Annotated in this window: 12 protein-coding genes and 1 pseudogene; 8 read left to right on the top strand and 5 right to left on the bottom strand. The window is 68.3% G+C overall.

From position 1 onward, the window contains the following. Positions 1–11: 11 nt before the first annotated feature. Positions 12–1,058: a hypothetical protein gene (locus tag VJT49_RS07605; protein WP_324163999.1), complete on the bottom strand. Its 1,047-nt coding sequence runs from the start codon at positions 1,056–1,058 to the stop codon at positions 12–14. 86 nt (positions 1,059–1,144) lie between these two features. On the opposite strand from VJT49_RS07605, the gene VJT49_RS07610 reads away from it, so the two are divergent. Then, positions 1,145–1,342 carry a hypothetical protein gene (locus VJT49_RS07610; protein WP_324164000.1) on the top strand — a complete coding sequence of 66 codons (198 nt, stop codon included), beginning with the start codon at positions 1,145–1,147 and terminating at the stop codon, positions 1,340–1,342. 55 nt (positions 1,343–1,397) lie between these two features. Next, on the top strand, positions 1,398–1,532 hold the full coding sequence (locus tag VJT49_RS07615; RefSeq protein ID WP_324164001.1) for a hypothetical protein: 135 nt from the start codon (positions 1,398–1,400) through the stop codon (positions 1,530–1,532). Here the strand turns inward: VJT49_RS07615 and VJT49_RS07620 are convergent. Continuing rightward, positions 1,510–2,277: a DUF4158 domain-containing protein gene (locus VJT49_RS07620; protein ID WP_324164002.1), complete on the bottom strand. Its 768-nt coding sequence runs from the start codon at positions 2,275–2,277 to the stop codon at positions 1,510–1,512. The genes VJT49_RS07615 and VJT49_RS07620 overlap by 23 nt on opposite strands. Positions 2,278–2,806: 529 nt before the next feature. On the opposite strand from VJT49_RS07620, the gene VJT49_RS07625 reads away from it, so the two are divergent. From VJT49_RS07625 to VJT49_RS07655, 5 genes and pseudogenes are all read left to right on the top strand, one after another. Continuing rightward, complete coding sequence (locus tag VJT49_RS07625; protein ID WP_324164003.1) at positions 2,807–3,994, top strand: hypothetical protein; 1,188 nt, start codon at positions 2,807–2,809, stop codon at positions 3,992–3,994. A gap of 101 nt (positions 3,995–4,095) precedes the next feature. Continuing rightward, positions 4,096–7,006: pseudogene (locus VJT49_RS07640) on the top strand (Tn3 family transposase); the annotation flags it as partial. 87 nt (positions 7,007–7,093) lie between these two features. Beyond that, the gene (locus VJT49_RS07645) at positions 7,094–10,099 is read left to right on the top strand and encodes a Tn3 family transposase (RefSeq protein WP_324164006.1); all 3,006 of its coding nucleotides are present in this window, start codon (positions 7,094–7,096) and stop codon (positions 10,097–10,099) included. 604 nt (positions 10,100–10,703) lie between these two features. Further along, complete coding sequence (locus VJT49_RS07650; protein WP_324164007.1) at positions 10,704–11,459, top strand: Crp/Fnr family transcriptional regulator; 756 nt, start codon at positions 10,704–10,706, stop codon at positions 11,457–11,459. 184 nt (positions 11,460–11,643) lie between these two features. Beyond that, positions 11,644–11,817, top strand: coding sequence for a hypothetical protein (locus VJT49_RS07655; RefSeq protein ID WP_324164008.1), 174 nt, complete (start codon positions 11,644–11,646; stop codon positions 11,815–11,817). Positions 11,818–12,055: 238 nt separating this feature from the next. Here the strand turns inward: VJT49_RS07655 and VJT49_RS07660 are convergent, their stop codons facing one another. Together VJT49_RS07660 and VJT49_RS07665 are read right to left on the bottom strand one after the other, a co-directional pair. Continuing rightward, positions 12,056–12,283, bottom strand: coding sequence for a hypothetical protein (locus VJT49_RS07660; RefSeq protein WP_324164009.1), 228 nt, complete (start codon positions 12,281–12,283; stop codon positions 12,056–12,058). Positions 12,284–12,308: 25 nt separating this feature from the next. Further along, positions 12,309–12,872, bottom strand: a complete 564-nt coding sequence (locus VJT49_RS07665) for a hypothetical protein (RefSeq protein WP_324164010.1) — start codon at positions 12,870–12,872, stop codon at positions 12,309–12,311. Between VJT49_RS07665 and VJT49_RS07670 the strand changes: the two genes are divergently transcribed. Beyond that, positions 12,862–13,101 (top strand): hypothetical protein, encoded by a 240-nt coding sequence (locus tag VJT49_RS07670; protein ID WP_324164011.1) that lies wholly within the window; start codon positions 12,862–12,864, stop codon positions 13,099–13,101. The two genes, VJT49_RS07665 and VJT49_RS07670, sit on opposite strands and share 11 nt — an antisense overlap. A gap of 56 nt (positions 13,102–13,157) precedes the next feature. On the opposite strand, the gene VJT49_RS07675 is transcribed toward VJT49_RS07670, so the two are convergent. Then, positions 13,158–14,085: recombinase family protein (locus tag VJT49_RS07675; protein ID WP_324164012.1), on the bottom strand; the 928-nt coding region annotated here is incomplete at its 5' end.

A 14,085-nucleotide genomic window follows, 5' to 3' on the forward strand; every position in this document is an offset into this window, starting at 1 on the left:
TACGGGCCGGGTTACTGGTACGGCCGGTAACCCGGCGGCAGCAGGTACTGGCCGTAGTACCGCGGCTGGACCTGCTGCTGTGGTGGTGGCGCGGCGGGCAGTTGGCCCGGCTTGGGAAGCAGGAAGGCGACCGAGGGGCCGACCTGGGCTCCTGGTCGTCCCCAGGAGACGGGCAGTTCGACGGTGACGGCGAGCCGGGCCTTCGACGGGCCGGTCAGCCGCAGCTCCAGCAGGACGTTCGCGTCCGGTTTCACCTCGTAGGCGTCGGTGATCCGGGCGCCGTTCAGCATGTCCATCAGTCGATTACCAGGCCGGGACTCCCCGGTCAGCGGGCGTAGCCGGATGGTCACCGCGACGGTGGTCTGGTTGTAGAACTGCACGTTCGCAGCCCCGTGTCCGACCGCTGTGACCAGCAGGGACGCGCTCCACAGGTCTGCCCAAGCGCCGAGTGGGGCGTGGGCGGTGAGCGCCGCGCCCAGCCGGGGTGCCTTGGCCGGGTCGATCGGGATCACCGAGGTCGCGGTCACCACGCCGAAGGTCCGGCACAGACTCAGCACCTGCCGATAGCGGTTGACCACTGCCCGGTCGCCGAGCAGCACATTGTGTTCGGCGACGGTGAGGGCGCCGTCGAGAGTGGCCCGCACGCCCTCCGGGGACTGCAGCACATACCAGCACCCGGTGATGGCCAGTTCCGCTGTGATCACCAGATCGGAGCTGCCCAGGTCCGTGGCCACGGCGCTGGCCCGCTGGAACTCCGTCTTCGCGTTCTCGACGGCCTGCTGGTATCGCTCCGGAATCTGGTGCAACGGAAGATCCTGCAGGATCCGGCGGCCGGCACCCATATGATGCCGGTAGGTCTGACGGGCGACCTGCGTGCTGACTTGGCGCACCTCGTTCCTGAGATCGTTCAGCGCTCGCCTGGTGTTCTGCTCGAACTCGTTGCTGTCCAGGTGGGTGACAATCACGTCGACGAACTGCGCGGCGACACTCAGCCAGGGCATCCCAGTGGCCACCGGAGCGATGATCGCCACCAGTTTGGTCGCCAGCTTGATGTCCATCGCGCCTCCCGCCGGTCCGACGCCATCCCTGAAGTGGATCGCGTCGGACCGGCCGGACATTGCTTCCCGGCCCCGAACTCACCCGAATGGTCCTGAACTTCGGGCGCACCCGCACCCGCGTGCGCCCGAAGTTCGAGGCCGCCCTGGAGATATGCCAGCAGGTCAAGGCGCATGCCCCGCACTGCCGGGTCATCCTCACCATGTACGAGGTGAAGCTGCTGGGCCGCGACTCCGCCGAGCTGACCGCGCCCAGCATCGCCCTGGAGATGCTGGGCGGGCGCTGACCGGGATCTACGACCTGTCCGGCACAGGCCGTCGCTGTTCGGGTTCTTCGCCGCGATGGCCGAGACCGAACGCGAGAACATCCGCAAGGCCACCCTGGAGTCCGTTTCGGAGAGCGGCGCTTTGTATGCTGCGAGCGAACTCGGTGCCGTCCGCGCCGCCATCTGGATCAGCCAGTTCCACACCCAGTAGCAGGCCGGTGTGTCGGACCTCGGCCACCCAGCGGCTGCGGCGACCGATCTCGCCCAGCCTCTCCGCCAGTTGCGTTGCGCGCTGGCGAACGTTCAGCAATACGTTGTCCCGCCGCATGACCTCGATCGCGGCGACGCCCCCCGCCGAACGCGAGCTGATTACCTCGAAACGTGCCGATATGCGCGCCGGGCGACCAGGTGTCGAGCACCCTGTCGTACAACAGGATCGCCACGGGGAGGCCGATTCCGGACAGTGCTTTCGACGCGACGACGACGTCCGGCTCGATGCGCTCCAGCACCGACCGGTAGTTGGCCACCAGCCGCTCCAACGCGACGTTGATCAGATCGGCCGGGTTCTTGCGCCGGGCCGCCTCCTCGATCGCCTCGGCCGCGACCTTCCGCGCCGCCTTCGGGTCGTACACCACCTCACTGCGTGCCCGGATCAACGTCCGGTGTCGCTCCGCGGTCCGCGTCAAGGAGTACACCGGCTCCACCTCGGCCGGTAACCGCAGATCCCGGCGGATGTGGTCGACCACCATCGCCGGCACCTTCTCCAAGTCCGGGAAGTGGCCCAGCCGGTTGAACGCCTTGAGCAGCACCATTCCCGCCAACAGGTGATTGTCCGACCCGGCGATGCCCTGCACCCACGTGATCTCCTCGGGCTGCGGTGTGTAGAACACGTGCAGTTCCCGTGCGGAGATGAACCTCTTGACGCGCGGATACGCGGTCCGCTCGATCGAATCCACCGGTGCCGCCCACCCGAACCATCAAGATCACCCGTATGGATGGCGCGGGCCGTACCAGCAAGACGATCACCGGCCGGACGGTGCCCGTGAGCTGCAAAAAAACTCAGCGCAAGATTAACTCGTGGCGGCTTTGGGCTTACCTTGGCTGCACCCCCGAAGGCCGCGCGCACGCTCGCGAGTAGGTCGCCTGACCCCGCGCCGCCTTCCCCACCGAGTCCCGACGGAATCAACCAAAACCCCGTTCACCCGAACGTCCTCAACTCGGCCTAACAGCGCGTCTGACTCGCAGGAGAGGGCCCTGGCGCTCGACCGGATAGACCCTTATCCACCACAACGGTGTTACGCCTGAGCTTGGACACGAAGGCGAACTCAGGCGCGCAAGGGCTGGCTTCCGTTCGCCGTCGAGACTATATGAATAATCCTCCTTATTCATATGTTTCCCGATCGCCCAAGGTCTTCTACAGGTTCTTGTTATGTAACTTAAAAAGCAGGTTTTTGTTTTGAAACCCGAACATGGTATGTTGCAGGTGTGGCTGATGGGGCAAGTGAGACGGCTGAGGTAGTCCAGAACCGGATCGAGCCAGGGGAGAGGCTGGTTCCGCCTCCGCGGTACGCCAGCCGTGATCAGCGGCGGGAGGCCACGTTGCGGGCGTTCACCGCCGGCCAGGATGCGTTCTGCGCCTTCTGCGGTCGCCAGTTGCCGCCGATTCCCGCCCGGGGCGGGCGGCCCACTCCCTACTGCCCGCCCGACGCCGAGCGGTATGGCCAGTGGGGGGCCAAGGTCATCACCTGCGCGATGCTGGACGAATGCCGCGAGATCTGGGTCGGCGTCTACGGCGCGGACCAGCCGATGACCCAGGCCGACATGCACACGCTCGACGGGCGTGCGGCGACCCTGCTGGCCGCGCTGGACCCGGTCCGGGACGAGGTGGCCGCCTTACGCGCCCGGGTCACCGACGAGACCGCGGCCGCGCTGGCCGCCAGGGCCGACGCCGAACGGGCTCAGGCGGACGCCGAGACTCAGGCACGGGAGGCCATGACCGAACGCACGCGGGCGCTGGACGACGCCGAACGGGCGCGGGGGCAGGCCGAGGCGGATCGAGCCGAGCTTCGCGCCGCTCAGGAGCTGGCGGATCGGGCTGTCAAGGACAAGGACCAGGCCCTTGCGCGGCAGTCGGCGGCGGAGCAGGAGAAGGACAAGGCCGTCGCAGACCGCGAACGCGCCCTGAACCAACTCACCGCAGCGCAGGAACGGATCGCTGAGATCCAGGACAGCCTCGCCTCCGAACGCGCGACCGCGCTGGAGCGGTTCGACCGCTTCCGCCGGGAGGAGGAGCAAGCACGGCAGGACCTTCGCACCCTGCTCACCGAGGAATTCGACAAACGCCTGCGGACCCGCGCGCACGAGTTCGACGAGCAGGCCCGCTCGTTGCGCGCCGCCGCCGACCAGCGGGTCGCCGAACTGAGCGGCCAGCTTACCGAGGCCACCCAGCGCTACGCGGACGCGCTCGGCCCGCTCCATGAGCAACTCAACCGGCTTCGTGCCCACCTGGCGGAGCACGCCGCGACCGCCTCCGCCCTGCGCCGGCAACTGGACGACCTGCACACCGCCCTGAACGAAGCCCTCGACCAGACCACCGATGACCAGCCGCTACGCCAGCACGTGGCGGCCGTCCTGACCCTGTATTCCTCAGAGTCACGGCCAGCCACAAAGTAGCGACGTTCCAGCAGGCAGGTCCGGGGTTGAGTAGCAGCGGTACAGCCGTTGGCGCTAAGCCAAGATCCGCAGGTCAGAGCTGATCGGCTAGGTTCCGACTCGTGCCCGTGGAGTTCTTGACTGATGAGCAGGCCGAGTCCTACGGGACGTTCACCCAGGAGCCGACCCGTCCGGAGCTGGAGCGGTTCTTCTTCCTCGACGACGAGGACCGGCGGCTGATCGGCAAGCGTCGCGGTGATCATTCGCGTTTGGGGTTCGCTCTCCAGGTCTGCACCGTCCGCTACGTCGGCCTGTTCCTGCAAGATCCGCTCGCGGTGCCGTGGTCGGTGGTGGAGTACCTGGCCGAGCAGCTCGACATCGGCGACCCGTCGTGCGTGAAGCGCTACACCGAGCGGGAGAAGACCGCCTACGAGCACGCCTGGGAGATCCAGGAGGCGTTCGCCTACCACCCGTATGAGGACCGCGAGTGGGGCCGCAGATTTCGCACGTTCCTGTACGGCCGGGCGTGGACGCACGCGGAGGGCCCGGTGGCGTTGTTCAACCACGCGGTCGCGTGGCTGCGCCGGCACCGGGTGCTGTTGCCGGGGGTGAGTGTGCTGGCCCGGCAGGTCTCGGCCGCGCGCACCGCGGCGGAGAACCGGCTGCACTCCTCGGTGGCCCGGGCCGCGCACCGGGCGGACCGCGCGTTGCCGCCGGCGCTGGTCGCGCTGCTGCCGGTCCCGGAAGGGGCGCGGCGTTCGGAGCTGGAGCGGTTGCGCCGGCCGCCGACCCGCTCGACGGGGACCGCGATGGCCAAGGCGCTGGACCGGGTGAACGAGATCTCCGGATTCAGGCTGGCGGGTGAATCTGTCGCGGGTGCCGGTCAACCGGCTGGCCACCTTGGCCCGCTACGGGATGGCCAGCAAAGCCGCCGTCCTGGAACGGGCGCCGGAGCCGCGGCGCACCGCGTTGCTGACCGCGGTGATGCGCAACCTGGAAGCGGCCGCGATCGACGACGCGCTGGACCTGTTCGCGCTGCTGATGGCCACCCGGTTGCTGTCGCCGGCCAAGCGCGCGACCGACAAGGAACGGCTGGCGAACCTGCCGCAGCTGGAGCGCGCCTCCCGGACGCTCAAGCAGGTATCCGGGGCGCTGGTGCGGCTGCTGGAGGAAGCCGACCGGGACCAGGTCGCGCTGGACCCGTCGCTGGCGTGGCACGTGCTGGAGGGGATCACGCCCCGCGACAAGATCACAGCGGCGATGGCGACGGTCGAGCAGCTGGTGCCCGTCGACGACGGATCGGCCGAGATCGCGCTGCGCAAGGCGCTGACCGCCCGCTACAACACCGTCCGGCCGTTTCTGGCGCTGCTGGGCGAGTCCGAGGCGCTGGCGGCCGCGCAGGGCGGGCGGAAGATCCTGGCCGCGGTGCGCACGCTGCCGCGGCTGGCGCGACGCAAGGGCGTCTCGAAGTCACCGCCGGTCAAGGACATCGACGCCGATCTGGTGCCGCGGTCGTGGAAGCCGGTGGTGTTCGCCAACCCGGCGCTGCCGGCCGGGGCGGTGGACCGGGACGCCTACGTGGTGTGCGTGCTCGAGCAGCTGCACCGGGCGCTGCTGCGCCGCGACGTCTACGCCACCCCGTCCAACCGGTGGGCCGACCCGCGAGCCAGGCTGTTGGACGGGCCCCAGTGGGAGGCGGTGGCACCGGACGTGCTGGCCGGGCTGAGCCTGGACATGCCGGTCGAGGAGCACCTGGCCGAGCTGACACGCGGCTTGGACGCGGCGTGGCGGCAGATGGCCGACCGGATGGCCGAGGCCGGGCCGGAGGCGAAGGTCGAGGTTGTCGTCCCGCCCGAGGGTGGCCGGGCGCGGTTGAGCGTGGACAAGCTCGGCGCGGTCGGCGAGCCGGAGTCGCTGACCTGGTTGAAGAAGACGACCGCGGCGATGCTGCCGCAGATCGACCTGCCGGACCTGCTGTTCGAGGTGCACTCCTGGACCGGGTTCCTCGACGCGTTCACCCACGTCTCCGAGGGCGCCTCCCGGATGGCCGGGCTGCCGGTGTCGCTGGTGGCGCTGCTGGTCGCCGAGGCGTGCAACATCGGCCTGACCCCGGTGATCAACCCGGCCCATGTGGAGCTGACCCGCACCCGGCTCTCGCACGTGGACCAGAACTACCTGCGCGGGGACACCATCGCGGCGGCCAACGCGCTGCTGATCGAGGCGCAGTCGCAGATCCCGCTGGCCCGCTGCTGGGGCGGCGGGCACCTGGCCTCGGTGGACGGGGTGCGGTTCGTCGTCCCCGCGCGCACGATCAACGCCGCCCCCTCACCGAAGTACTACGGCTACAAGCGCGGCCTGACCTGGCTCAACGCGGTCAACGACCAGGTCTCGGGGATCGGGGCGATGGTGGTGCCGGGCACCCCGCGCGACAGCCTGTTCATCCTGGACACCCTGCTCAACCTCGACGGCGGGGTGAAGCCGGAGATGGTCGCGACCGACCACGCCTCGTATATGGTGTTCGGGCTGTTCAAGATGCTCGGCTACCGGTTTTCCCCGCGGCTGCGGGACCTCGCGGACCAGCGGTTCTGGCGGGCGGAGATGCCCGGGGAGAAGGACCGGACGCCGGCCGACTACGGGCCGCTGAACGCGATCGCCCGCAACAAGGTCAACCTGGACACGGTGATCACCCACTGGCCGGACATGCTCCGCGTCGCCGGATCGCTGATCACCAACCAGGTCCGCGCCTACGACCTGCTGCGCGTGTTCGGCCGGGAGGGCCGGATGTCGCCGCTGGGGCAGGCGTTCGCCGAGTACGGGCGCATCGACAAGACCATGCACCTGCTCGCCTTGTGCGACCCCGTGGACGACACCTACCGGCGGCGAATGAACCGGCAGCTCACGGTGCAGGAATCCCGGCACCGGCTGGCACGGGAGATCTGCCACGGCAAACGCGGCCAGATCATGCAGGCATACCGCGACGGCCAGGAAGACCAGCTGGCCGCGCTCGGCCTGGTGCTCAACGCGGTGGTGCTCGGGGTGCCGGTAAGGGAGCTGTCACCAGCCGCAAACGAGGGCAGAGTCCCTGGTCAGGGCCGGGGTGTGTGGGAGTAGCGTCCGCGCGTGCCGCGGGAGATCGATGAAGACGAGCTGATCGAGCACTGGACGCTGATCGGCGACGAGTTGGGGCAGGTCGCCGGCAAGCGCGGTCCGACGCGTTTGGGCTTCGCGCTGCTGCTCAAGTTCTATACCCGGCATGGCCGGTTTCCCCGTGGCCGGGGCGAGCTACCGGACGCGGCGGTGGATTACGTGGCGCGCCAGGTCGGCGTCGCGGCGCCGGAGCTGGCGTTCTACGAGTGGGATGGGCGCACGGTGGAGTACCACCGTGCTCAGGTCCGCAAGTTCCTCGGGTTCCGCGAGTGCACGGTGGACGACGCGGAGAAACTGGCCGTGTGGCTTGCCGAGGAGGTCTGTCAGCGGGAACGGCGGGTCGAGCGGGTTCGCGAGGAACTGCTGACGCACTGCCGGGACGAGGGGATCGAGCAGCCCGCCGCGGGCCGGATCGGCCGGATCATCGGCTCCGGGCTGCGCCAGGCGGAGAAGACTCTCGTCGCGCGGATCGCTGGCCGGATTCCCGCCGATGCGGCTGCTCGGATGAGCGCGCTGGTAGCGGAGGCCCACGACGACGAGGAGACAGCCGGTGAGGACGGGCGGGCGCTGTTCGCGCAGATCAGGACCGATCCCGGCAACATCAGCCTGAACACAACGCGGGAGGAGATCGCCAAACTGACCGCGATCCGGGCGATCGGCCTGCCCGCGAACGTGTTCGCCGACATCGCGCCGAAGGTGCTGGCCGGCTGGCGGGACCGGGCCGCGGTGGAGGCTCCCAGTCATCTTCGGGACGACCATTCCGAGGAAACCAAGCTGACCCTGCTGGCGGCGCTGCTGCACTGTCGGGGCCGGGAGATCACCGACACGCTGGTGGACCTGCTGATCGCCACGGTGCACAAGATCAATGCTCGTGCCGAGCGGCGGGTGGTGGATGAGTTCGTCGCCGACCTCAAACGGGTGTCGGGCAAGGAGAACATCCTGTTCCGGATCACCGAGGCCGCTGTTGGCGACCCGGACGGCGTGGTGCGGGACGTGGTGTTTCCGGCCGCCGGTGGGGTGGGCACGCTGATGGATCTGCTGGCTGAGTACAAGACGAAGGGCAATGCGTTTCGCCAGCACAAGCAGCGGGTGTTCAAAGCCTCCTACACCAACCACTACCGGGCTGGGCTGATCGAGCTGATCGACGCGCTGGAGTTCCGCTCGCACAACACGGTGCACCGGCCGGTGCTGGACGCTCTGGAGCTGATCAAGCGGTACCGGGTGGAGACCACCCATGCCACGCAGTACTACGCCCGCGGCGAGCACGTGCCGGTCGACGGGGTGATTCCCGCCGACCTGGCGGAGCTGCTGCACCGGGCCGACAAGCGCGGACGGCAGCGGGTGCAGCGCACCGTCTACGAGTGCGGCGTGTTCCAGACGCTGCGGGAACGGCTGCGGTGCAAGGAAATCTGGGTGGTCGGCGCGGAGAAGTGGCGCAATCCGGACGAGGATCTGCCGGCGGACTTCGAGGCCAAACGGACGGAGAACTATGCCGCGTTGCGCAAGCCGACCAGTGCCGACGCCTTCGTTGACGAGGTTCGCGAGGAGCTGCGGGCCGAGTTGGCCGCGCTGCACGACGCGCTGCCCCGGTTGGACTGGCTGGACGTCAAGGCCGGGCGCAAGCAGGGCGCGATCGTGCTCACCCCGTACGACGCCGCTCCGGAGCCGCGGAACCTGCGGAGGCTGAAGCAGGCGGTGCGTGCCCGGTGGGGCGTGGTGCCGTTGCTGGACATGCTGACCGAGACCGCGCTGCGCACCGGCTGCCTCGCCGCGTTCACCCCGGTCGGCACCCGCGGCGACCTCGACCCGGAGGTGCTCGCCGAACGGCTGCTCCTGCTCATCTATGCATACGGCACCAACACCGGAGTGCGGGCGGTCGCGGCCGGCGACCACGCCCACAGCGAGGACGACCTGCGCTACACCCGCCGCCGGTACATGACCGTCCCGGCCTGCCGGGAGCTGGCCCGCGCCATCGCCAACGCCACCTTCGCAGCCCGCCAGTCCTGGCTGTGGGGCGAGGGCACCACCGCCGTGGCGTCGGATTCGACCCACTTCACCGCGTACGACCAGAACATCTTCACCGAGTGGCACTCCCGCTACCGGCGTGGGAAGCGAGGTGTGCTGATCTACTGGACGGTCGAGGCGAAGGGCTCGATGGCGGTGCATTCGCAGCTGCTGTCCTGCTCGGCGTCGGAGGTGCACGCGATGGTCGAGGGTGCGATGCGGCACGGCACCGACATGACCATCGAGGCCAATCATGTGGACTCGCACGGGGCCTCGTTCATCGGGTTCGGTATCACCCGGTTGCTCGGGTTCGATCTGATCGCCCGGTTCAAGCAGATCAACCAGATGAAGCTGTACCTGCCGGACAAGGGCACAGGTGAGGCGTACCCGCTGCTGGAGCCGGCGCTGACCCGGCCGGTGCGCTGGGATCTGATCGGCCAGCAGTACGACCCGATGATCAAGTATGCGACGGCGATCCGGCTGGGCACCGCCTCGACCGAGGCGATCCTGCGCCGGTTCACCCGTGACGTCACCCACCCTGCCTACGCGGCGATGCTGGAGCTGGGCCGCGCGCAACGCACCATCTTTCTCGCCCGTTGGCTACGCGACCGGGACCTCCAGCGGGAGACCACCGCCGCGCTCAACGTGGTGGAGAACTACAACGGCGTCAACGACTACATCCACTTCGGCAAGTCCGGCGAGCTGGCGTCCAACCGCCGCGAGGAGCAGGAGCTGTCCATGCTCTGCCTCCAGATCCTTCAGTCGAGCCTCGGCTTCGTGAACACCTTGATGCTCCAAGACATTCTCGCCGAAGCGGAGTGGGCCGACGTCCTGGGCGACGCCGACCGTCGCGGACTGACACCGCTATTCACCTCGAACATGAACCCGTACGGGGAAATCCAGCTCGACACCAGTCGCCGCCTGGCCCTCGGCGACATCACCGACCAGCAGCCGGCGGAACCCGCCGCCGAGTAGCGAGGATGCAGACAAGGGCCTAGTTCGGGCTCACCGCCCTCTCTTGTCGGTAAGGGGCTCACCTTTCCCGCAGTGGGCGCTGTGATCGATCGCGGGGTTTCCGGCCGACTTCGACGGCGCGGTGCGCGCTGGGCGAGACTGAACGGCCAGCTCTCCAATTCCTCGACGCGTTCGTGCATCAAGAAAAATGGCCCTCCGCGGCAACGGAGGGCCGTGTTCCAGGTGCTCATCCGGATCAAGGATCGAGAACCAGGTCCTGGTGAGAGCGTGGAAGTTGAACGCCCCGGATGCGGTGTCGGCTGACACCCTCGGTCGTCTGACATATTCTGACAGAATGGCTGGTTCCCGACCTGACGATCACCATGTCGACGGGTCCCAGCCCGCGCTCGCCTCGCTGGCGGCCGATCTGCGAGCGCTTCACCTGGCTGCCGGGCAGCCAAGCACACGGGCGATCGCGATGGACGCGCTGGTCAGCCACGACACCGTTCATCGTGTGCTCCGCTGTGGCCTGACGGGGAAAGTGCCGCGGTGGGAGTCGCTGGCCGAGATTGTCCGGGTGCTCGGTGGAGATCTGAACCGGGTCCGGGACTTGTGGACTCGCGCGGTGGTCGAGGCGGAGCAGCAGCAGGGGATGGAGGAGTCGCGTGACACACCCGCCCCGGCAGACGCCGGCACTGCTCGCCCGGCAAACATGGCCTCGCCGATGCCCCGAGCCGCCTTGGATCCACTGCTGAAGGCCGGGACGCGGCGCCGGTTCCGAGCAGGTGAAACACTCATCCGCCAAGGCGACCCGCCCATGTTCGTTGCGGTCATCCTGTCGGGGTATGTGAAGAAAATCCGTATTTCTCCGACTGGGTCCAGCGCACTGCACGATGTCCTGGGGTCCGGCCGGATATGTGGCCACGAGGTTGTTCTCAGTGGTGATGCCGGATCAGCCTTCGGCGTGCAGGCGACCACCGAGGTCACCTGCACGGCACTGTCGGCCGCACGGTTCCGTGAGCTCATGAACGAATCTCCGCCAGTGGCAACCGCGGTGGCGGCGGACCTGGCGCGACAACTCGAGCACCACGTTCGGCGAATGCCCAACATCGACGACGCGCCGACGTCCCGGGTGGTGAGTGCCCTGCTGGCACTCGCACTCTCCGCCGGAACCCCGGGCCCAGGCCCTTCAGTAGAGATCGACATTTCACTGGGGCAGAACGAGATCGCTTCTCTGGCGTTCATCTCCCGGGAAGCTTTCGCACGCGTGCTGCGGGACCTGCGAGCTCGCGGCCTGGTGCGAACCGCCCGCCGGCGGTTGATCATCCCTGACCTGGCGGCCCTGGCAGCGTTGGTGTCTCCGGCCGCCGTTTCTTCATGATGGGTAATGGGCCTACCAATCGCGACCAAGACCGGTCACTATGTAGTCCACTGGGCGCAGCAAGGCGTTCGTGGTCCCGCGGCGGCAACCGTCGGGGAACGTCCCAGGGCGACCAGACCAATGCTCATCCGGATCAAGGATTGAAGGGGACCGGGCTATGTGGGCCTGGCTGTTAGCCCTGTTCATGGGCGCCGTCATAGTGATCATCTTGTGCGCGGCCTACGTCGCGCTGTTCGTCGCCAACGAGAGGCAGCGACGCGACGGATACCGCGTTCTCGCGCTCGTGTTCGGGGCCGTGACAGGCGGCACCGGGCTGGCTGCCCTGCTGCTCAAACTGCACCAAGCAGGAATGCTCTGAACCCGGTCTGGTCCACCCCCGAGTCGAGGTCCTCGAGAATGTCCGTCGATAGCGGCGGCTGGCCGGGGTCCCCGACTCGCCGAAAAACGGGCGGATATGGGGCTGACCAGCGGTAATTCGGAGTGGCGGGCAAGACCTTGCGATCGAACCGCTGGCCAACTGGCTGATCGGGAGCGGCAGTAAGCGTCAGACCCACCTGCAAGCTCAGGTCAGCGCCGTCGTCGCCACCGACACCGGTTCATAGGTCCTCGTCGATCGGCCCCTCGTGCGTGGCGCGTTGCTCGTCGTAGATCGCGAGTTGCTTCAACGTCTCGGCGATGCGCTCGGCTTCGGCGATGCTCGCACAGCCACAAGCGTCCCTGCCCCTGTAAGAGGATCCGCGTCGCCCGTCGAGCCGCCCGCCTGTGCCCGAGCCGCCGTGCCGCGCGACACGCACGTCACGGGCAGATGTCCCGATGATCTGCACTCGTACGCGGGTCTACCACCATGCCTCAGACGCGCAGCCGCTGCCGAGTCCTGACCGTGCGACCGTCGCCAAGCTCGACCTTGGCCGCGATCGGCAGCCACCTACGGTCGAGTCTTTCCTTCTCAGGCGCCACAAACCAACTGGCCAACTCCCCGTCCACTACCCACATCTCCGAGTGACTGCCCGCCTCGAAACGGTGCGGGAACGGCGGGCCGTGCGAGCCGTGACCTATATCCAGCTCGCTCAGCTCACGCGGCATCAGCAGCAGCAACAACGGACCGAAGAGGGTCTGGGGAGGGTTGTCCTGCATGATCACCAGGCTCCACCGTTCCACCGTTACCGGCATGCGCCCCTTCGGGTGCACACGAACGGCGATGACGGGCCGCCCGGAACGACCTTCGTTCGCGTACGTCTGCAGCCAGTCGGCGGCATTCAGGTCCGGACCGGCTGGCGTTGTCACCAGGTTCGAACCTGTCTGGTCCGTCTCACCGACGCGCAACTCGACGTTCACCCTGCCGCCGGTCATGGCGTAGCTCGCGGCCTGCCAGCCGAGCGACAGTGCGGACAGGATCAGGGCTATGACCGACACGGCGGCTTCCATGGCGGATGACCGTAGCCGTCAGCTGCCCCGCCGGTCGACCGAACTCGCCGGGTTGCTCGGCCCGGACAGGTCGGTCGTGGTGCCCGGCGAGATAGCCGGTGAGGTGCTGCGGCTGCTCGTCTTCGCGTTGACCGAGCGTGCCCGCTCGCCCGCCTCGGGCAGGCTCAATAAGGGGTCGGCCAAGGTAAGCGTAATTCCGGCAACGAGTCGATCTTGAAGTGAGTTACCGCAGGTGGGGTGTCCGGATGCGGAGGTCTCTTTCCAGGTCGGGATTCACGATCGGGCCCGCTGGTGCTCGCGGCAGATTAGACCGTGGTCCGGGTCCTGTTGCCAGCCGTGTTCGTCCAGCCATCGCTGTACCGGTTCGGGCGGGTTGTGTTCGTCGGGCATTGCGTCGGCGAGGTCGCCGGCCACTATCGGGCCGTCCCCGCACAGTGGGCACACGATGGTCTGAAATCGTTGGTGTGGCTGGCATTCGACGCAGTGCCGCAGCTCAACTACCGCGCCTGAGTGCTTGGAGTCGGGGTAGAGCCAGGTGATCGCGAGGTCCTGGCGTTGCTGCCAGCGAGCGCGCGGGTCGACCGGCTCGTTGCCGCAGCTTGGGCACCGGGAACCGCGCATTGCGGCGCGCTGACGCTGCAGCCGTTCCATCACCTCCGGCGTGGGTTGGCTGCCGGGATCGTTGAGTTGGGCCCGGATCGGACGGCGGGCAACGTCGGTGTCGGGTTCGGGTGGCGCCGAGGTCTGTGCGGTGGACCGTGCGGCGGTCTTGGCGGCGCGGGGGCGGGTGCCGACGCTGGTTTTGTCGAGGTGGCCGTAGAGGGTGCCGCGTTTGACGCCGAGGATGTCGGCGATCTGCTGCACGGTGTGCTCGCCCTCGTCATAGAGCCGCTGGGCGGTGGCGGCCTGGTCCGCGGTGAGCTTGGGCCGGCGGCCGCCGTTGCGGCCACGGGCTCGTGCCGCCGCGAGCCCATCGCGTGTGTTGGCCACGATCAGCTCGCGTTGCAGTTCCGCCAGTACCGAGAGCATGCCGAACATGGCGCGGCCTTCGGCGGTGGCGGTGTCGATGCCCTGCTCGAGCACTTTCAGCCCGACGCCACGCTCGCGCAGCTCCGCGCCGAGCAGCACCAGGTGCACCACCGAGCGCCCGAGCCTGTCCAGCCGGGTCACCACCAGCGTGTCGCCCCTGCGGACCAGCTTG

It is taken from the genome of Amycolatopsis sp. (assembly GCF_035276945.1).
Lineage (GTDB): Bacteria > Actinomycetota > Actinomycetes > Mycobacteriales > Pseudonocardiaceae > Amycolatopsis_E.

What these genes read in the sequence shown, in the direction of transcription:
- VJT49_RS07605 (WP_324163999.1), bottom strand. Translation starts at nt 1,058, where the DNA reads ATGGACATCAAGCTGGCGACCAAACTGGTGGCGATCATCGCTCCGGTG.
- VJT49_RS07610 (WP_324164000.1), top strand. Translation starts at nt 1,145, where the DNA reads ATGGTCCTGAACTTCGGGCGCACCCGCACCCGCGTGCGCCCGAAGTTC.
- VJT49_RS07615 (WP_324164001.1), top strand. Translation starts at nt 1,398, where the DNA reads ATGGCCGAGACCGAACGCGAGAACATCCGCAAGGCCACCCTGGAGTCC.
- VJT49_RS07655 (WP_324164008.1), top strand. Translation starts at nt 11,644, where the DNA reads ATGGGCGCCGTCATAGTGATCATCTTGTGCGCGGCCTACGTCGCGCTG.
- VJT49_RS07670 (WP_324164011.1), top strand. Translation starts at nt 12,862, where the DNA reads ATGACCGACACGGCGGCTTCCATGGCGGATGACCGTAGCCGTCAGCTG.